Origin of the sequence: Kitasatospora sp. NPDC048407, assembly GCF_043200475.1 — a bacterium.
Taxonomy (GTDB): domain Bacteria; phylum Actinomycetota; class Actinomycetes; order Streptomycetales; family Streptomycetaceae; genus Kitasatospora.
Genome location: NZ_JBICXW010000011.1, coordinates 32,120 through 51,459 on the forward strand (window position 1 = coordinate 32,120; position 19,340 = coordinate 51,459).

At 73.4% G+C, this 19,340-nt stretch carries 13 protein-coding genes; 8 read left to right on the forward strand and 5 right to left on the reverse strand.

Translation table 11 applies throughout. The annotated features are described in order from the left end of the window. Window positions 1-19 precede the first annotated feature (19 nt). The gene (locus ACGFWJ_RS20895; RefSeq protein ID WP_392951647.1) at window positions 20-3,826 is read right to left on the reverse strand and encodes a beta-N-acetylglucosaminidase domain-containing protein; all 3,807 of its coding nucleotides are present in this window, start codon (window positions 3,824-3,826) and stop codon (window positions 20-22) included. A 338-nt stretch (window positions 3,827-4,164) separates the two neighbouring features. Here ACGFWJ_RS20895 and malQ point away from each other — a divergent pair, with 338 nt between their 5' ends. After that, on the forward strand, window positions 4,165-6,321 hold the full coding sequence (malQ, locus tag ACGFWJ_RS20900; protein ID WP_392952011.1) for a 4-alpha-glucanotransferase: 2,157 nt from the start codon (window positions 4,165-4,167) through the stop codon (window positions 6,319-6,321). Window positions 6,322-6,342: 21 nt separating this feature from the next. After that, entirely contained in the window at window positions 6,343-6,561 is a 219-nt protein-coding gene (psbW, locus tag ACGFWJ_RS20905) for a photosystem II reaction center protein PsbW (protein ID WP_387646538.1), read from the forward strand. 238 nt (window positions 6,562-6,799) lie between these two features. On the opposite strand, the gene ACGFWJ_RS20910 is transcribed toward psbW, so the two are convergent. The 3 genes from ACGFWJ_RS20910 to ACGFWJ_RS20920 are packed head-to-tail and all read right to left on the reverse strand — an operon-like array spanning window position 6,800 to window position 9,368. Beyond that, window positions 6,800-7,486: an FAD:protein FMN transferase gene (locus tag ACGFWJ_RS20910; RefSeq protein ID WP_387646677.1), complete on the reverse strand. Its 687-nt coding sequence runs from the start codon at window positions 7,484-7,486 to the stop codon at window positions 6,800-6,802. Between the two features lie 23 nt (window positions 7,487-7,509). After that, a complete protein-coding gene (locus ACGFWJ_RS20915) occupies window positions 7,510-7,995 on the reverse strand; it encodes an FMN-binding protein (protein ID WP_392951650.1) in 486 nt (161 codons plus the stop codon). A gap of 14 nt (window positions 7,996-8,009) precedes the next feature. Continuing rightward, window positions 8,010-9,368, reverse strand: a complete 1,359-nt coding sequence (locus tag ACGFWJ_RS20920; protein WP_392951653.1) for a ferric reductase-like transmembrane domain-containing protein — start codon at window positions 9,366-9,368, stop codon at window positions 8,010-8,012. Window positions 9,369-9,546: 178 nt separating this feature from the next. Here ACGFWJ_RS20920 and ACGFWJ_RS20925 point away from each other — a divergent pair, with 178 nt between their 5' ends. Then, window positions 9,547-10,251 (forward strand): response regulator transcription factor, encoded by a 705-nt coding sequence (locus ACGFWJ_RS20925; RefSeq protein ID WP_392951656.1) that lies wholly within the window; start codon window positions 9,547-9,549, stop codon window positions 10,249-10,251. Next, the gene (locus ACGFWJ_RS20930; protein WP_392951658.1) at window positions 10,248-11,792 is read left to right on the forward strand and encodes a sensor histidine kinase; all 1,545 of its coding nucleotides are present in this window, start codon (window positions 10,248-10,250) and stop codon (window positions 11,790-11,792) included. Before ACGFWJ_RS20925 ends, ACGFWJ_RS20930 begins: the two co-directional genes overlap by 4 nt. Window positions 11,793-11,916: 124 nt before the next feature. Here ACGFWJ_RS20930 and pepN read toward each other — a convergent pair whose 3' ends face one another. Continuing rightward, window positions 11,917-14,481 (reverse strand): aminopeptidase N, encoded by a 2,565-nt coding sequence (gene pepN, locus ACGFWJ_RS20935; protein ID WP_392951661.1) that lies wholly within the window; start codon window positions 14,479-14,481, stop codon window positions 11,917-11,919. A 159-nt stretch (window positions 14,482-14,640) separates the two neighbouring features. Here pepN and ACGFWJ_RS20940 point away from each other — a divergent pair, with 159 nt between their 5' ends. The 4 genes from ACGFWJ_RS20940 (at window position 14,641) to ACGFWJ_RS20955 (ending at window position 19,276) form a co-directional block, all read left to right on the forward strand. After that, complete coding sequence (locus ACGFWJ_RS20940) at window positions 14,641-15,810, forward strand: ROK family protein (RefSeq protein WP_387646524.1); 1,170 nt, start codon at window positions 14,641-14,643, stop codon at window positions 15,808-15,810. Between the two features lie 189 nt (window positions 15,811-15,999). Beyond that, a complete protein-coding gene (locus ACGFWJ_RS20945) occupies window positions 16,000-17,094 on the forward strand; it encodes a sugar ABC transporter substrate-binding protein (RefSeq protein ID WP_387646521.1) in 1,095 nt (364 codons plus the stop codon). Between the two features lie 140 nt (window positions 17,095-17,234). After that, complete coding sequence (locus ACGFWJ_RS20950) at window positions 17,235-18,023, forward strand: ATP-binding cassette domain-containing protein (RefSeq protein ID WP_387862704.1); 789 nt, start codon at window positions 17,235-17,237, stop codon at window positions 18,021-18,023. Further along, window positions 18,020-19,276, forward strand: coding sequence for a sugar ABC transporter permease (locus tag ACGFWJ_RS20955; protein ID WP_392951665.1), 1,257 nt, complete (start codon window positions 18,020-18,022; stop codon window positions 19,274-19,276). The genes ACGFWJ_RS20950 and ACGFWJ_RS20955 overlap by 4 nt, the downstream gene beginning before the upstream one ends. Window positions 19,277-19,340 lie beyond the last annotated feature (64 nt).

Genomic DNA, 19,340 nt, shown 5'->3' on the forward strand with positions numbered 1-19,340 from the left:
GCCTGTCCGGCCGACAGACCTAGCCGGTGACGCCGTACAGCTCGACCGCGGACAGCGTGTAGCCGTAGCGGCCGGCCCGGCTGACGCCCTGCACCCGCAGGTACTGCGCGTCGGCGGCGTCGAAGCGGACCGTCTCGGTGCCGCCCTGCCCGTTGTCCACCACCGCCACGGTGGTCCACACCAGCCCGTCGGGCGAGGTCTGCACCCGGTAGCGGGAGGCGTACGCGTCGCCCCAGTGCAGCACCGCCGCACCCAGCCGGGTCGGCTGCGGCAGCCGCAGCTGCACCCAGGCGTCGTCCTTCGCGGGGGCCTTCCAGGACGTCTTCGGGTTGCCGTCGGCGATCGCCGCCGCCGGGGTCTTGCCGCTGTCGTCGCCCGAGGACGACGCGCTGGCGGAACGAGCCAGGTCGGGGCCGCCGGTCGGCGGGACCACGTGCACCTGGAGTTCCTGGCGGACGGTGACCCCGCCCGCGGTGAACACCAGCGGCACCCGGTAGGTGCCCGACGGGGTGTCGGCGGCCGCCGACACCTGCACCGGGGCGCCCGCCTTGCCGCCGCGCGGCACCGTCACGGACCCGGCCGGCGCCACCGTCAGGCCCTTGGCGACGGCCGGGACCTCGGCCTTCAGCTCGCCGGTCAGCGCGTCCGGGCGGCCCGACTCCACGGTGGCCCTGGTCTGCACCGGGGCGGCGCCCGCCACCACGTCCAGAGTCGGCTCGGCCAGCGTCAGCCGGGCCGCCGGGACGTCCGCGTACCAGGGGATCACCTGGTTGACCACCGGGGCCTCGCCGCCGGGCCGCCACACCATGCGGAACGCGTCCACCTGGCTGCCGTCGGCGCGCAGCTCGTTGTAGCCGGGGCGGACCTGGCCGAGGTCGGCCCAGCTGCCGTCCGGGTGCCGCACCTGCACGGTCGCCTCGGCGCGCACCGCCGGGTCGGTCAGTACGGTGAGCCGGTCCAGCGGGCGAGCGGTGCCCAGTTCGACGGTCAGCGGGGCGTCGCCCGCGCTGGGCGGGGCCGCCGCCCGGAACGCCGAGTCCGGGTCGCCCGACAGCACCGCCTCCGGGGACGAGCCGGGAACCGCGGGCGGGCCGCTGACCTCGGCGTCCACCGCGTTCGGCGCGCCGGCGGTGAACTCGCGCACCGCGACGGCGGTCTTCTGCCCGCCGGTGGCGCGCAGCCGCACCGCCTTGGCGACCGCGCCCGCCGGGGCGTTCGCGATCACCACCCGCTGGTCGTGCACCGTCGTCAGCGGCTGCCAGCCGCCCGAGCCGCTGAAGTACTCCAGCACCCCGTCGTGCAGGTAGTCGTCGGCCGCCGAGGCCGAGTCCGGGTCGTCGCCGTGGCCGCCCATCAGCACCGTCACGGTGCCCAGCGGCTTCGCGGTGCCCAGGTCCAGGCCGAAGCTGTCGCCGACCTGCGGCGGCGCCGACGACCAGTAGAACGTCGTCGCGGAACCGTCCGCCATCAGCGCCGGGCCGTGGTCGTGCGCGGTGCCCAGGGTGGTGGTCGGGGAGGCGCCGGTGGTGATGCCCGCCCAGGTGTCGGCGGCCTTCGTCGCCCGGTCCAGGAACGCGTCCAGCACGCCCTTGCCGACCGTCACCGGGTTCTGCTCCAGCACCGCGCGCTGCCGGCCCAGCTCCAGCCGGGCCTGCCAGGCCGCGGTGCCGTCGCCGGCGTGCTGCGCGGTCAGCATGTCCAGCGCGGCCCGGCCCGCCGCGCCGTACGCCGCCAGCCGGGCCAGCCACGGCGCGGCGTCCGTACCCAGCGGGTCGCCCGCCAGTGTCTTCGGGGCGTCCGCCATCACCGCGAACGCCTCGCGCAGCGGCTGCGCCGCCTCCTTGACCTTCGCCTGGTCGGCGGGCGCGCCCGAGGCCGGCTCCACCGTCGCCCAGTACCGCTCCACCAGCGGCGCCAGGTACGCCGACTCCTTGTCGCCCAGCGGCGAGGACGCGCTGTTGCCCGCCAGCGCCGCCACCGCGGCCCGCTGCGCCGGGCCGGCCGTCAGCAGCCGCAGCGCCGAGGACAGCGAACGCTCCGGCACGTAGCCGCCCGGCTGCCAGCCGAAGTCGGCGGCGGTGGCCAGCGGGATCCGGGACGCCACCGGCTGGCTCATCGCCGAGGTCAGCAGCACCGCCGAGCGCTGCGCCACCTCGGGATCGCGGCCGCCGTAGCCGCCCAGGAACAGCCGGTCCGGCGCCGAGTCGTTCACCGGATAGTTGTCCAGCGTCATCAGCGGACGGCGGAACAGCTCGGCGGTCTCGGTGAGCTGAGCGCCCGTGACCTGCTTGGCGATCGCCGCGCCGCCGCTCCACACCACCTGCACCTCGGCGGGCAGCCCCGCCGCCAGCGCCGCCCGGTACGGCGTCGCACCCTGCTTCTGGAACTCGGTCGGCACCACCGACAGCGGCGCCAGCTCCGGGTGCGGCGCCACCAGCCGCTTCTGCACTGCCGCCACCACCGCGGCCTGCGCCTTCGCCGCCGCCGCCGGCCCGGTGCCCAGCTTGCGGCGGTCCGTGCCGCAGTGCCACTCGTCGTAGGAGACGTTCGCGAAGTCCAACTGGAACGCCCGGACGCCCAGTTGACGCAGCCCGTCGAGCTTCGCGATCAGCGCGTCCAGGTCCTTGCCGGACGAGAAGCAGAACGACTGCCCCGGGTTCACCGAGTACGCCAGCGTCACGTGGTTGTCCCGGGCCCGGCCCGCCAGCTCGGTCAACTCCCGCACCTGGTCGGCCGGGTAGGGCTCGCGCCAGCGCCGCGAACGGTACGGGTCGCCGCCCGGCGCGTACAGGAAGAAGTTCTGCTTGGTGCGGCCCAGGAAGTCCACCGCCGCCAGCCGCTGCTCGGGGCTCCACGGCTCCCCGTAGAACGACTCGGCGGTGCCGCGCACCGCCGCACCCGTCGGCCAGTCCCGCACCAGCACGCCCGGGAAGCCCTTGTCGCCCGCCGCGCCCTGGCCCTGACCGGGGCCGATCGGCGCCAGCAGCTGCGCCAGGCTCTGCGCCGCGTAGAACGTGCCCTCGCCGTCGATGCCCGCCAGCACCACCGCGCCGTACGCGCCGCCCGCGGTGGGCAGCTGGCCCACCGCCAGCAGGTGGCCGCCGGACGGCAGGCCGGTCAGCGCCGGTACCTCGGTGTCCTTCAGGCCCGCCGCCGTCGCGAGGGAGCGCAGCGCCCGGTCGGTCGGCCCGCCCGCGCCCTCGCGCGGGCCGCCCACGTACACCACCAGCGACCCCGCCGCCGGCGTCGCCGGCGCCTCCGGGACGGTCTCCACCTCGGCGGCGCCGGCCCTGGTCAGCAGCGCGCGCACCGCGTCCACCGCCGGGCCGTCCGCGCCGTCCGCCATCACCAGCGTCGCCCGCTTGGGCACCGCCACCGGCTTGCCGCCCGGCCGCAACTGCTGCGGGCGCGGGAACACCTGGGGGTCCGCCAGCGAACCCAGCGGCAGCGGCGCCTCGGCCGCGCCCGGGACGTCCACCTCGGCGGAAACCGTCTGCCGGCCGCCCGGCTGCGCCGCGACACTCTGCGCGGGGATCAGCAGCCCGCCGACCACGGCCGCCGCCGACAGCGTCGCCGCCAGCCGCAGCGAACTGCCGCGCCGGCCCGCCCGCCGCTCGGCGCGCACCGAGGCCAGCAGCGGGTCCGTTCCCTTGATGTCGGCGATGAACCGGTCCGCGGCGCGCGGCGCCAGTTGACGGGCCGTCCGGGCCGCCGTCCGGCGCGCCGTCAGCGCCGCGGGGTGGTAGAGCACCTCACGCAGTGCCGTTCCCTGCTCCAACTGCTGCCGCAGCCGACGTCCGGCCGCCACCGACACCCGCGCCTGCACCGGAGCCTCCTCGCCCGAAACATCCAGCTCACCGGCCCCCACAGCCCGCCCCGGCCCACCATGGCCATCCGGCCCGACCAGCCCATCAGCTCTCCGCGTCCCTGTCAACGCCCCTGGCAGCTATGTCCGTTATCGCCCGGTATTACAGTGCTATCGCCGTCGCTCGCGGCAACCCGCCGACGGAACGTTCACCCGTCCGGTGCCGACGGGCCGCCGTGTCGGTCGGGGTCGGCGGACGGGCGCGCGGGTAGGACTGTGCCTGTCGCGTTCGGGAGCCCGAGGACGGAGTGCGCTGGGTGGCCGCATACCTTGACCGAGAGCAGCTGGGAACCGATCAGGTGCCGGCGGAGGACAACCCGCCCGCACCACCGGAACTGCTGGCACTGGCCCACGCGCACGGGGTGGACACCAGCTACGACGCCGGCGCCGGGCCGGTCCAGGTCGCGCCGCGCACCCTCACCACGGTGCTCGCCGCCCTCGGCGTGGACGCCGGAACGCCCGAACTGGCCGCCGCCGCACTGGAACGCCACCGCGCCGAACAGGCCCAGCGGCTGCTGCCGCCCACCGTGGTCGCCTGGCAGGGCCGGCGCACCGCGCTCGACCTGCCGGCCGACGCCGGGGTGCGGGTCGAACTGGAGGGCGGCGGCTCCTGGGAGTTGACGCACGACCACTCCTGGTGGCTCCCGGAGGACGTCCCGCTCGGCCGGCACGTCTTGCACGTGACAGCCGGTGAACGGGCGGGCCGCGCCGCGCTGATCGTCGCCCCGGCGCGCATCCCCGAACCGCGGCAGCGCAGTTGGGGCTTTCTCGCACAGCTGTACTCGGTGCTCAGCGACCAGTCCTGGGGCATGGGCGACCTCACCGACCTCGCCGACCTCGCCCAGTGGGCGGGCGCCGAACTCGGCGCCGGCTTCCTGCAGATCAACCCGCTGCACGCGGGCATGCCCGGCGTCCCCTCCGATCCGTCCCCGTACCGCCCGTCCTCCCGCCGCTTCGCCGACCCCGTGCACCTGCGGATCGAGGCGATCCCCGAGTACACCCGCCACGACGAGGTCCGCGACCTGGCCCGCCGCGCCCGGCTGCTGCGCGAGGAAGTGCTCGAACACGACGCGCTCATCGACCGCGACTCGGTCCGCGCCCTCAAGCAGCAGGCACTGGAACTGCTGCACACCGTGCCGCGCGGCGTCGGCCGGGACGCCGCGTACCGGGCGTTCGTCCGCCGCGAGGGCGAGTGGCTGGAACGGTACGCGGTGTGGAACGCGCTGGCAGAGGTGCACGGCGCGGCCTGGCACTCCTGGCCGAAGGGGCTGCGCCACCCGTCCAACCCCCAAGTCGCCGCCGAGAAAGCCGCGTTGGCCGACCGCGTCGAGTTCCACCGCTGGCAGGCCTGGCTGGTCGACGAACAACTGCGCGCCGCCCAGCGCGCCGCCACCGACGCCGGCATGCCAATCGGCCTGATCCATGACCTCGCCGTCGGCGTCCACCCCGACGGCGCCGACGCCTGGGCCCTGCAGGACGTCCTCGCCACCGGCATCTCCACCGGCGCCCCGCCCGACGCCTTCAACGCCCACGGCCAGGACTGGGGCCTGCCGCCCTGGCGCCCCGACACCCTCGCCGAAACCGGCTACGGCCCGTTCGCCGAACTGCTGCGCGCCGCCGCCCGGCACGCCGGCGCGATCCGGATCGACCACGTGATGGGCCTGTTCCGGCTCTGGTGGGTACCCGTCGGCGCCCGGCCCACCGAAGGCACCTACGTCCGCTACGACGCCGAGGCGATGCTCGCCGTCCTCGCCCTGGAAGCCCACCGGGCCGGCACCGCCGTCATCGGCGAGGACCTCGGCACCGTCGAACCCGGCGTCCGCGAACGGCTCGCCGAACACGGCGTGCTCGGCACCTCCGTGCTCTGGTTCGAACGCGACTGGCACGCGGGCGGCGCCGTCCTGCCCCCGGAACGCTGGCGGGCCGGCTGCCTCGCCACCCTCACCACCCACGACCTGCCCAGCACCGCCGCCCGGCTCACCGGCGACCACGTCGCACTGCGTCACCAACTCGGCCTGCTGGCCCGCCCGCTGGCCGAGGAGCAGCACGCCGCCGCCACCGAACTCGCCGACTGGCAGCGCGAACTCGTCCGCCTCGGCCTGCTCGCCGACGGCGCACCCGTCACCCCCGAGGCGCTCCACGCCTACCTGCGCGCCACCCCCGCCCGGCTGGTCGGCGTCTGGCTGCCCGACACCGTCGGCGACCCCCGCCCGCAGAACCTCCCCGGCACCTGGGACCAGTACCCCAACTGGCGGCTCCCCGTCGCCGACAGCACCGGAACGCCCCGCACCCTCGAGCGGATCGCCGCCGCCCCCGGCACCGCCGCCATCGCCGCCACCCTCGCCCCGCTCGGCGTCCCGCCCGGCGCCCTACCAGGCGTTCCGTCCGGCGTTCCGTCCGTCGCTCCGGCGGCGGGACACGCCGACAGGCGCACCCCGCCGGGCGACCCGGTGTAGGGGGCCGGTAAGTTGTGAAACGTGGACAAGAGGAACGCAATGCGCGCCGGTGCGGTCACCGCGGCGGCCACGCTGATGATGCTGATGTCGTCGCCCGCCATGGCGCTCGTACGCGACGACGGCGACGACCCGGGCGCCGGCCTGAGCGTCGGCCAGACCCTGGGCCTGTTTGTCGCCCTCCCGATCGTCTCCTTCCTGGTGATCGCGGGCCTCTGCATGATCCCGGGCAAGAAGAAGTAATCCCGCGTCAGGCCGCTGCGCACACCCCGCCGGGTGCGCGGAACGGCGGGGCCCAGCGCCCCCGGGACGGAACACCGGACGCCCGGCGCTCCTCGGAGCACCGGGCGTTCCGTCGTACCCGGACCCGGGCCGGACGCGCACGGGCCGAGCACCGGCAGGCGCTCGCCGCGCTCGGCGTGCAGACCGGACCGGTCGAGCCCGCCGCACCCTGACACACCGTCACCGTCCACCCCGGCGGTCACGGCAGGCCGGGGGTCTCCTCCTGCCGTCCGTCCGGGTGGATCAGCAGCGCGGGCACGCCCCTCGCGGTGAGCCACTCGAGGGCGTGCGGCATCGCGAAGGCCGCGGTGGCGAGGGCGTCCAGGTGCGCGAGGCGGTCGCCGACCAGGGTGAGCGAGGCGTAGGACGTCGCGGGACGGCCGGTGTGCGGGTCGACGATGTGCGGGCCGCGCTCGGCCGTGCCGGAGGTGGCGACGGCCAGGTCGTGGCCGGTGACCACGCGGGCCACCGCGCCGGGGCGGTGCGGGTCGGCGATGCCGATGCGCCAGGGGCCGCCGGCGGTCTGCACGTCGCCGCCGCCGCTGACGCAGTGCTGGTCGGAGCCCGACTCGCGCAGAGTGCGGGAGGCCTCCTCGACGGCCCAGCCCTTGACCCAGCCGCTCGGGTCGAGGTGTCCGCCGGGCGTCGCGGTGAAGTAGCCGTCGGTCTCGGCGGCGAGCTCCGCGCAGCGCTCCAGCACCCGGGCGACCTCGGGGTCGCAGTCGGCGAGCGCGAGTTCGCCGCGGCCGAGCCGGCTGATCTCGCTCTCCGGCCGGTACGGCGAGAACACCGCGTCGATCCAGTGCAGGCGGGTGACGATCCGGGCGAGGGCGTCGGCGGTCCCGGCGCCGGGGTCGCGGACGGTGAAGGAGAAGACCGTCCCCATCACGTGCTCGACGTGGGTGGCGGTCACTTCTTCGCCGCCTGGTCCAGGGCGCTCTGCAGGGAGCGGGTGTAGCCGTCGCTGGTGTAGGTGGCGCCGGAGACCACGTCGATGTGCGCGTTCTGCGCGGCCATCGCCTCCTGGTTGAGCTGCGGGACGGCGAAGCTGTTGATCTCCTGGTCGCGGCGGTCCCGGTTGGGGTACTGGATCACGTCGATCTTGCCGATCGCGCTGCCGTTCATGGTGACCCGGACCTGCACCGGCCCGTACCGGGTGTTGATGGCGCTGCCGGTGACGGTCCGGGTGGCACCGCCGGTACCGGGCGAGGACGACGGGGACGACGGGGACGACGGGGATTTCGGGGACGAGGCCTGGCTGCTGGTGCTCCCCGTGCCCCCGGCCACGGCGGAGGAGGAGATGGCGGCCGCGCCGGACGGGTCGTGCGGCTTCAGGGAGAGCAGCAGGACGACCCCGGCGGCGGTCGCGGAGGCGGTGATGACGGCTCGGCGCATGGCGGTGGGGGCTCCTAGAAGACGAAGGACTCGTGGTGGATGCGGGACGGCCGGACCCCGGCGGCGCGCAGCGCGCGGACCGCCTCGGCGGTGAACGCCTCCGGCCCGCACAGGTAGACCTCGTGGCGGCCGAGGTCCGGCACCAGCCGGCGCAGCGCCGCACCGAGGTCGCCGACCTGCTCGCGGCTACCGAGCAGCTCGTGCACCCGCTTGCCCCGGCCCCCGGCGGCGACGGCCGCCAGCTCGTGGCGGAACAGCAGGTCCTGGGGGTGCCGGGCCCGCTGGACGAGCGTCAGCTGCCCGGGCAGCGTCTCGAAGAGCGCCCTCAGTGGGGTGATGCCGACGCCCGCGCCGAGCAGCAGCACCGGCCCGCCGTGGCGGCGCCGTGCGGTGAACGCCCCGTACGGGCCCTCCGCCCGGACGGTGGTGCCGGGGGTGAGGCCGGCGACGGCGGCGCTGTGCTTGCCCAGGCCCTTGACGGTGAAGCGCAGGAAGTGCGGGTGCGGGGGAGCGGACAGCGAGTAGGGGTTGGCGGCCCAGCGCAGCTCGGGAGTGAGGAACTGGAGGCGGAAGAACTGGCCGGGCTCGGCGCGCAGCTCGTCCAGGTGCCGGCCGGTCAGGAAGACCGAGACCACGCCGGGCCCCTCGGGCCGGACCTCGGCGACCCGCAGCCGGTGCCGGCGGTCGCGCAGGAACGGCCGCAGGAGCCGGTACCAGCCGAGGACGGCGGCGGTGCCGAGGTACAGCAGGTACCAGAGGGCCTTGGCCTTGTTGTCGGCCAGGTCGGCGCCGGTGGTGAGCTGGTGGCCGAAGCCGAGTGCGACGGCCAGGTAGGTGGCCAGGTGCAGGTAGTACCAGGCCTCGTAGCTGAGCCGGCGGCGGGCGGCCCGGGCGGAGACCGCGCCGGTGCCGAGGATCAGCAGGGTGGCGGCGGTGGCTTTCAGCATGTCGGGGAAGTGCAGGACGATCTCCACGCCCTGGTTCCACAGGCCCTGGCCGCTGGTCAGCGCGTAGCCCCAGATGACGGTCAGCACGTGCACGGTGATCAGCGACACCAGGTACCGGCCGCCGAAGGCGTGCCAGCGGGCCATCCGGTCGGCGCCGACCTCGCGTTCGAGCAGCGGAATGCGCGCCATCAGCAGCAGCAGGACGGGCGCGGCGTAGCCGGCCAGCAGGCCGGTGATCCGGGCGGTGCCGGTGAGCCAGTCCGCGGCGCCGGCTATTCGCGGGGTGTCGATCCACCACAGGGCGAGCACGGCGAGGGCGCCGAGTGCGATCAGGGCGAGCGCGCCGTGCCGGACGGCGTCGGGGGGGAGGCCCTGGCGCGGGGCGGCGCGGCGGGCGGCGCGGGTCGGGCTGGTCAGTACGGTCAACGGGCCCTCCTTCGGTGGTGCTCTGCCACCGTGGCACCGGAAGCTCTCAGTTCCCTATGAAAGGGCGCCGCCCCCAGGCCCTCCCCGGGGCGTTCGCGCAGGTCGCCGGGCCCGCACTCTACGCGAATCGGTCGGATGATCTCACCGCTTTCTCATGCCGGAACGCCAGAATGGACCCATGCAGCACGCGGAAACCCCATGGCGGGTCCTGGTGGTGGACGACGAACCCGACCTGGTCGAGGTGATCTGCGGCGCCCTGCGCTACGAAGGCTGGCAGGCCCGCGGCGTCACCGACGGCCACGACGCCGTCACCGCCGCCGCCGACTGGCACCCGCACGCCATCGTGCTGGACGTCATGCTGCCCGACTTCGACGGGCTCGAAGTGCTCCGCCGGGTGCACCGCACCGACCCCGAGGTACGGGTGCTGTTCCTGACCGCCCGGGACGCCGTCGAGGACCGGATCGCCGGCATCTCGGCCGGCGGCGACGACTACGTCACCAAACCGTTCAGCCTGGAAGAGGTGGTGGCCCGGCTGCGCGGCCTGTTGCGCCGCGCCGCCCCCGCCGGACCGGCCGCCCCCGGCACCCTCACCGTCGGCGACCTGCACCTCGACCCGGCAGTCCGGGAGACCAGCCGCGGCGGCGAGATCATCGACCTCAGCCCCACCGAGTTCGCCCTGCTGCGCTACCTGATGGAGCACCCGCGGCAGGTGCTCAGCAAGGCACAGATCCTGGACGCCGTCTGGTCCTACGACTTCGGCGGGCAGGCCCACGTGGTGGAGCTGTACATCAGCTACCTGCGCCGCAAGATCGACGCCGGCCGGCCACCGATGATCCACACCGTGCGCGGCGCCGGCTACGTACTCAAGGCGGCCACCGGATGACGGCCGCCGGACGGCCCCGCACGCTACGGGCGCGGCTGGTCGCGGGCGTCCTGGTACTGATCGCGCTGATCTGCGTCGGCGTCGGCTTCGCCACCACCTCGGCGCTGAGGCACTTCCTGGTCGACCGGACCGACCAGCAACTGGCCGCCGCCGGCGGACGCTACGCCGCCAGCCTCGAACACCCCGGCGTGAACGGCCACGACACCCGCGCCCAGTCGCCCGGCACCTTCGGCGCCCGCCTGGTGAACGGCACCGTCACCCACGCCGCCGTGGTCGGCGGCATCCCGCCCGGCGACGACGATCCCGTCCCGATCGCCGGAAGCGGCGGCAGCGACGCCCCCGTCCCGCTCACCGACCAGGACGTCCGTGCCCTGCGCGCACTCCCGGCCGGCGGCCACCCGCGCGACCTCACACTCTCCGCCCTCGGCCACTACCGGGCCGCCGCCGTCACCGGCTCCGACGGGGACGTACTGATCACCGGCCTGCCACTGCACCCCATCGACGAGACCGTCCAGCGCCTGCTGATGATCGAACTCGTGGTGTTCGCCGTCGCCCTCGCGGTCGCCGCGGTCACCGGCACCATCGGCGTCCGACTCGCGCTGCGCCCGCTGGAACGCGTGGTGGCCACCGCCGAACGCGTCTCCGCCCTCCCGCTGGCCAGCGGCGCGGTCGACCTCGGCGAACGCGTCCCCGACGACGACCCCGGCACCGAGGTCGGCCGGGTCGGCACCGCACTCAACCGGATGCTCGGCCACATCGGGGACGCACTGACCCGCCGTCAGCAGGTCGAGGAACGGCTGCGCGCCTTCGCCGCCGACGCCAGCCACGAACTGCGCAACCCGGTGGCAGCCGTCCGCGGCCACGCCGAACTCGCGCTCCGGCACCCAGGACCGGTGCCCGAGCCGGTCCGGCACTCACTGGAACGGATCACCGCCGAGTCGCAGCGCATGGGCACCGTCGTCGAGGACCTGCTGCTGCTCGCCCGCCTCGACGCCGGCCGCCCGCTCGCCGTCGAGGACGTCGACCTCACCCGGATCGCCCTGGACTGCACCGCCGACGCCCGGGCCGCCGCCCCACAGCACCGCTGGCTGCTCGAACTGCCCGCCGAACCCGTCACCGTCCCCGGCGACCCCCACCGCCTCACCCAAGTGGTGGCGAACCTGCTGGCCAACGCCCGCACCCACACCCCCGACGGCACCGAGGTCACCCTCCACCTCTCGGCCACCCCCACCGACGCGACCCTCACCGTCACCGACAACGGCCCCGGCATCCCGCCCGAACTCCTCCCGCACGTCTTCGACCGCTTCGTCCGCGGCGACCCCACCCGCTCCCGCCGCACCGGCTCCACCGGCCTCGGCCTCGCCATCGTCCAAGCCGTCGTCCAAGCCCACGCCGGCACAGCCACCGTGCACAGCGAACCCGGGGCAACCACCTTCCGCATCACCCTGCCCGCGCAGGACCAGGGAGAGCACCGCCAGGGGCGCGGGGAACTGCGCGAAGGGGAACGCACCCGTCAGCAAGATCGCGACCCAGGACAATGACCTGCACGTGACCGCGCCCTGACGGACCGGCCGGCGCTTGCCGCGCAGCAGCAGCAACCCCGAACACGCCGGAGGCCCGGGAGAACACGTCCCCCGGGCCCCCTCATCAAGCACAGACCTCGCGTCAGCGATCCGCCGCCTGAGCCTTCAGCGCCCGCTCCACACCGGCCCGCGCCTCGACGACCTGGCGCCGCAGCGCCGGCGCCGGCTCGGCCGAGGCCAGCCACGCGTCGGTCGCGTCCAGGGTGGCCTGCGAGACCGCGTACGAGGGGTACAGGCCGCCGATGATCTGCTGCGAGATCTCGTGGCTGCGGGTCTCCCACACCTGCTTGACCGAGGCGAAGTACTTCTCGGTGTACGGCGTGAGCAGGTCCCGCTGGTCGGGCTGCTGGAAGCCGGCGATGACGGCCTCCTGCACGTAGTTGGTCAGGGTGTCGGACTCCACCACGGACTCCCACGCCTCGGCCTTGGCCTCGGCGGTCGGGCGGGCCGCCCGGCAGGTGGCGGCGTGCTCCTGGCCGGAGGAGGTGTTGTCGCGGGCGAGTTCCGCGTCGATCGCGGCCTCGTCGGCGCGGCCGGTGGCGACCAGGCGGCCGAGCAGCGTCCAGCGCAGCTCGGTGTCGACGGCCAGGCCCTCGACGGTCTCGGTGCCGTCCAGCAGCCCGGCGAGCAGCGCGAGCTGACCGTCCGTGCGGGCGGAGCCGGCGAGCGCGCGGGCCCAGGCGAGCTGGTGGTCGCTGCCGGCGGGGGCCTCGCGCAGCGCCGTCTCGGCGGCGGCGGCCCAGCGCTGCAGGCCGCTCTCGCGCCACGCCGGGTCGGCGTACAGCTCGAGGGCGAGCTTGACCTGGCGGTGCACGGACTGGACCACGCCGATGTCGCTCTCGCGGGGCAGGCCGGCCAGCGCCAGCGACAGGTAGTCGCGGGTGGCGAGTTCGCCGTCGCGGGTCATGTCCCAGGCGGAGGCCCAGCACAGCGCGCGGGGGAGCGAGTCGGTGAAGTCGCCGAGGTGCTCGGTGACGACGGCCAGCGAGTCGGCGTCGAGGCGGACCTTCGCGTAGGACAGGTCGTCGTCGTTGAGCAGCAGCACGGCGGGCCGCCGGCGGCCGGTGAGCTGCGGGACCTCGGTGCGCTCGCCGTCGACGTCGAGCTCGATCCGCTCGGCGCGCTCCAGCTTGCCGTCGACCAGTTCGTACAGGCCGATGGCGATGCGGTGCGGGCGCAGCACGGCCTCGCCGCGGGCGCCGGCGGGCAGCGCGGGGGCCTCCTGCAGGACGGCGAAGGACTCGATGGTGCCGTCCGCGGCGACCTCGAGGGCCGGGCGCAGCACGTTGATGCCGGCGGTCTCCAGCCAGGCCTTGGACCAGACGCGCAGGTCGCGGCCGCTGGCCTCCTCGAGGGCGCCGAGCAGGTCGGTGAGGCGGGTGTTGCCCCAGGCGTGGCGCTTGAAGTAGGCGCGCACGCCCTGGAAGAAGGCGTCCTGGCCGACGTACGCCACCAGCTGCTTGAGCACCGAGGCGCCCTTGGCGTAGGTGATGCCGTCGAAGTTGACCTGGACGTCCTCCAGGTCGTTGATCTCCGCCATGATCGGGTGGGTGGACGGCAGCTGGTCCTGCCGGTACGCCCAGGTCTTCATCTGGTTGGCGAAGGTGGTCCAGGAGTGCGGCCACTTGGAGCCGGGCGCCTCGGCCTGGCAGACCACCTCGGCGAAGGTGGCGAACGACTCGTTCAGCCACAGGTCGTTCCACCACTCCATGGTGACGAGGTCGCCGAACCACATGTGGGCGAGCTCGTGCAGGATGGTCGCGGCGCGCATCTCGTAGGAGGCGTCGGTGACCTTGGAGCGGAACACGTACTGGTCGCGGAGGGTGACGGCGCCCGCGTTCTCCATCGCGCCGGCGTTGAACTCCGGGACGAACAGCTGGTCGTACTTCGCGAACGGGTAGGCGAAGTCGAACTTGTCCTGGAAGTAGTCGAAGCCCTGCTTGGTGACGGCGAAGATGGCGTCGGCGTCGAGGAACTCGCGCAGCGAGGGGCGGCAGTAGACGCCGAGCGGCACGCGCTGCGCGCCGTTCTCGTAGGCGTCGAACACGCCGACGTAGGGGCCGGCCACCAGCGCGGTGATGTAGGTGGAGATGCGCGGGGTGGGCTCGAAGGTCCACACCCGGGTGTCGCCGTCGCCGGTGGGCTCGGGGGTCGGCGAGTTGGAGACCACCACCCAGCCGGTGGGGGCGGTGACGGTGAAGGCGAAGGCGGCCTTCAGGTCGGGCTGCTCGAAGTTGGCGAACACCCGGCGGGCGTCCGGGACCTCGAACTGGGTGTAGAGGTAGGTCTCGCCGTCCGCCGGGTCGACGAACCGGTGCAGGCCCTCGCCGGTGTTGGTGTAGGCGCAGTCGGCGACCACCCGCAGCTCGTTCGCGGCGGCCAGGTCGGGCAGCGCGATCCGGCTGTCGGCGAAGTTCTCCAGCGGCAGCGCGCGGCCGTTGAGGACGATCTCCGAGACGGCGGGGGCGACCAGGTCGATGAAGGTGGAAGCGCCGGTTTCGGTGGCGGTGAACCGGACCACGGTGGTGGACCGGAAGGTGCCGCCCTCGCGCGCCGAGCTCAGGTCGAGCTCGATGTCGTACGACTCCACATGCAGGAGTGCGGCCCGGGTGCGGGCCTCCTCACGGGTCAAGTTGGTGCCAGGCACTCGCAGGACTCCTTCGTCAGGGCTCGGTTACCGGCATCCTCCCACGTGCGTAACGATCCGTGTTCGTACTTGACGGCCCCTCCGATCTGTACCGGAGCATAGAGTTCACAAGTTGAAGCTGAACTTTGGACGAACGAAGTGCGCCCTGGAGGGTGGAACATGTCGACGGACACACCGGGATCGCAGTCCTCGCTGCACCGGGCGAATCTCGAACGGGTGCTGCGGGCGGTGCGGATGGCCGGATCGCTGACCCAGGCCGAGATCGCCCGGGGTACGGGGCTGTCGGCCGCGACGGTGTCCAACATCGTCCGGGAGCTCAAGGAGTCCGGCACCGTGGTGGTCGCCGACACCTCCTCGGGCGGGCGCCGGGCGCGCAGCGTCTCGCTGAGCGGGGACGCCGGGATCGTGGTGGGCGTCGACTTCGGCCACACCCACCTGCGGGTGGCGGTCGGCAACCTGGCGCACCGGGTGCTGGCCGAGGAGAGCGAGCCGCTGGACGTGGACGTCTCCGCGCAGCAGGGCCTCGACCTGGCCGAGCGGATGGTGGCCCGGCTGCTGGAGCAGGCCGGCTTCCAGCACGACAAGGTGATCGGCGTGGGCCTGGGCGTGCCCGGCCCGATCGACCAGGAGACCGGGGCGCTCGGCTCGACCGCGATCCTGCCCGGCTGGTCCGGGGTGACGCCCGGCCAGGAGCTGGCGCGCCGCCTGGGCATGCCGGTGCACGTGGACAACGACGCCAACCTGGGCGCGCTGGGCGAGCTGGTGTGGGGCGCCGGGCGGGGCCTGGGCGACCTGGCGTACATCAAGGTGGCCAGCGGCGTCGGCTCCGGCCTGGTGATCAACGGCCAGATCTACCGCGGCCCGGGCGGCACCGCGGGTGAGATCGGGCACATCACGCTGGACGAGGCGGGCCCGGTCTGCCGCTGCGGCAACCGCGGCTGCCTGGAGACCTACGTGGGCTCCCGTTACCTGCTCAACCTCTTGAACGCCAACCACCCGGGCGAACTGACACTCGGAAAGGTGGTGCAGTTGGCCCAGCAGGGCGATCTGGGCTGCCGCCGGGTGATCGCCGACGCCGGCCGCCAGATCGGCATGGGCGTGGCCACCCTGTGCAACCTGCTCAACCCCCGCCGGGTGATCCTCGGCGGCGACCTGGCCGAGGCCGGTGAACTGGTGCTTTCCCCGATCCGGGACTCGGTGGCCCGGTACGCCATCCCCAGCGCCGCCCGCCAGCTGTCGGTGGTCCCGGGGACGCTCGGCGGCCGCGCCGAGGTGCTCGGGGCGCTCGCCCTGGTGATGAGTGAGATGGGTGAGACGGGAGGGCTCTGACGGGGTGCGAGAGGTTCCGGACGGCTCCTGAGCGGCCGTCCGATCTCGACTGAGCCTTCAGGAAGATAACGAAAAGGTCTGAATCCCCTGGCCAGATGCTTTACTTGTTGACGACAAGCTTGGTGACGGGGTTGACTCCTGCCCACCTCGCCGCAACGTTGCGGCTCTGTCAGGGAGGCACCCCCCACCATGAACGCAATGATGCGTCGCGTTGTCGTCGGCACCGCCGCTGTCTCGATGGCCCTCACCATGGCCGCGTGTGGCAAGGCCGGCAGTGACAAGAAGGACAGCGCGGCCTCGGGCAACAACAAGTCGATCGGCCTGCTGCTGCCGGAGAACGCGTCCTCGACCCGTTACGAGTCGTTCGACAAGCCGTTCATCGAGGCGAAGGTCCACGCGCTCTGCTCCGACTGCAAGGTCGAGTACAGCAACGCCGAGGGTTCCGCCTCGAAGCAGAAGCAGCAGTTCGACACCCTGATCGCCCAGGGCGTCAAGGTGATCATCCTGGACGCGTTCGACGCCAAGTCGACCCAGTCCTGGGTGAAGGAGGCCGCCGACAAGGGCGTCAAGGTCATCGCGTACGACCGCCTGGCCACCGGCCCGGTCTCCGCGTACGTCTCCTTCGACAACGAGAAGGTCGGCGAGCTGCAGGGCCAGGCCCTGGTCGACGCCCTCGGTGCCAAGGCCGCCGACGCCAACATCGTGATGATCAACGGTGACGACGCCGACCCGAACGCCGGCAAGTTCAAGTCCGGTGCGCACAAGGTGCTGGACGGCAAGGTCAAGAAGGTCGTCTACGAGCAGAGCGGCGAGTGGAAGCCCACCGTCGCGGGCCAGAAGATCGGCGCCGCCATCTCCTCGCTCGGCAAGGACGGCTTCCAGGCCGTCTACTCGGCCAACGACGGTATGGCCGGCGCGATCATCACCCAGCTGAAGGCCCAGGGCATCAACGTCCCGGTCGGCGGCCAGGACGCGGGCCTGGACGCCGTCCAGCGCCTCGTCTCCGGTGACCAGGCCTACACCATCTACAAGGCCTACAAGCCGCTGGCCGAGGGTGCCGCCGAGCTCGCGGTCAACCTGCTCCAGGGCAAGGACATCAAGGGCGTCGCCACCGCGACCGTCGACAGCGACACCGACAAGGGCATCCCGGCCACCCTGCTGGAGCCCAAGGTCGTCACCAAGGCGAACATCAAGGACACCGTGATCGCCGACAACCTGTACAAGGTCGCGGACATCTGCACCGCCGACTTCGCCGCCGCCTGCACCGCGGCCGGCCTGCAGTAATTCCCGTCCGGCGGGGGCTTCCTGACCACCCGGAAGCTCCCGCCGGCCCTTTTTGTTGGAGCAGTCCCACCCCGCGCGCCCGGACCGGCGTGCGGGTCGCCCGTGTCGGAAACGTCAGGTCCGACACGGAACTCAAGGAGATGGTTCACGTGACAGGCGCACCCGTACTGGCGTTGCGCGGGGTCTCCAAGCGCTTCGGTGCCGTCCAGGCACTCACCGACGTGCAGCTGGAGGTCCACGCGGGCGAGGTCGTCGCCCTGGTCGGCGACAACGGCGCAGGAAAGTCCACCCTGGTCAAGACCATCGCGGGCGTCCACCCGATCGACGAGGGCGTCATCGAGTGGGAGGGCAAGCCGGTCACCATCGGCCGCCCGCACGACGCCCAGACGCTCGGCATCGCGACCGTCTACCAGGACCTCGCCCTGTGCGACAACCTCGACGTGGTCGGCAACCTGTTCCTCGGCCGCGAGCTCAAGCGCTTCGGCACCCTGGACGAGGTCGCCATGGAGAAGCGCGCCCGGGAACTCCTCGACACCCTGTCGATCCGCATCCCCAGCGTCCGGATCCCGATCGCCGGCCTGTCCGGCGGCCAGCGCCAGGTGGTCGCGATCGCCCGCGCCCTGGTCGGCGACCCGAAGATCGTCATCCTGGACGAGCCCACCGCGGCCCTCGGCGTCGAGCAGACCGCCCAGGTCCTCGACCTGGTCGAGCGGCTGCGCGAGCGCGGCCTCGGCGTGATCCTGATCAGCCACAACATGGCCGACGTCAAGGCCGTCGCGGACACCGTCGCGGTGCTCCGCCTGGGCCGCAACAACGGCAGCTTCGAGGTGGCCACCACCTCGCACGAGGAGATCATCTCCGCCATCACCGGCGCCACCGACAACGCGGTGACCCGTCGTCAGGCCCGTATCGCGGAGGACGCCAAGTGAGCACCGAAACCCCCACCACGCCCACCCCGCCCGCCGTCGACCCGCGCCTGCTGGTCCGCAAGGAGGGCCTGGCCGGCTACCTCGACGAGTTCGGCCGCAAGATCCGCGGCGGCGAGCTCGGCTCGCTGCCGGTCGTGGTCGGCCTGATCATCATCGCCGCCATCTTCCAGTGGAAGACCGGCTCCTTCCTCAACGCCGACAACCTCACCAACATCGCCAAGTGGATCGTCGGCCCCGGCCTGATCGCCACCGGCGTGGTCTTCGTGCTGCTGCTCGGCGAGATCGACCTGTCGCTCGGCTCGGTGGCCGGCGCCACCGCCGCGATCTCCTCGGTGCTCGCCGTCCGCCAGGGCGTCAACGAGTGGCTGGCGGTGCTGCTGGGCATCGCCGCCGCGGTCGCCATGGGCGCCCTGCACGGCTTCTTCTTCTCCAAGATCGGCGTGCCCGCGCTGCTGGTCACGCTGGCCGGCATGCTCGCCTGGAGCGGCCTGCAGGACCTGGTCATCGGCAAGCTCGGCACCGTCAACAACCTCAACGACGGCGTCATCGCCAACCTGGACACCTACTTCTTCGGCGACGGCGACATCATCTGGGCCTGGCTGGCCGCGATCCTCGCCATCGCGCTGTTCGGGGCCGGCCAGCTGCTCGACGCCCGCCGCCGCACGGCCGCCGGCCTGCCGGCCCGCCCGATCGCCGAGATCGCGCTGCGCACCGGCGTGCTCGCCGTGGTCGTGCTGCTGGTCGCCTACATGTTCAACCAGGACCGCGGCCTCCCGCTGCCGCTGGTGCTGTTCGTCGGCGTCGTCGCGATCGCCGACTTCGTGCTCCGCCGCACCACCTACGGCCGGCAGATCTTCGCGGTCGGCGGCGGCATCGAGGCGGCCCGCCGGGCCGGCATCAACGTCGCCTGGGTGCGCACCTCGGTGTACATGATCTCGGCCGGCCTGGCCGGCTTCGGCGGTCTGTTCATCGCCTCCCAGCAGGGCTCGGCGGACAAGGGCCTCGGTGGCGCCAACGTGCTGATGAACTGCATCGCGGCGGCCGTCATCGGTGGCACCAGCCTGTTCGGCGGCCGCGGCAAGACCTGGTCGGCGCTGCTCGGCATCCTGGTCATCCAGTCGATCACCACCGGCCTGGACATGGTCCACGCCCAGCAGGCCATCCAGTACATGATCACCGGCGCGGTGCTGCTCGCCGCGGTGGTCCTGGACTCGGTCTCCCGCCGCACCCAGAAGTCCAACGGACGCGGCTGACCCGCACCACCCGCAACCGCGCGACCGGCACACCTCCCCGTTATACCGGGGCCGGTCGCGCGGT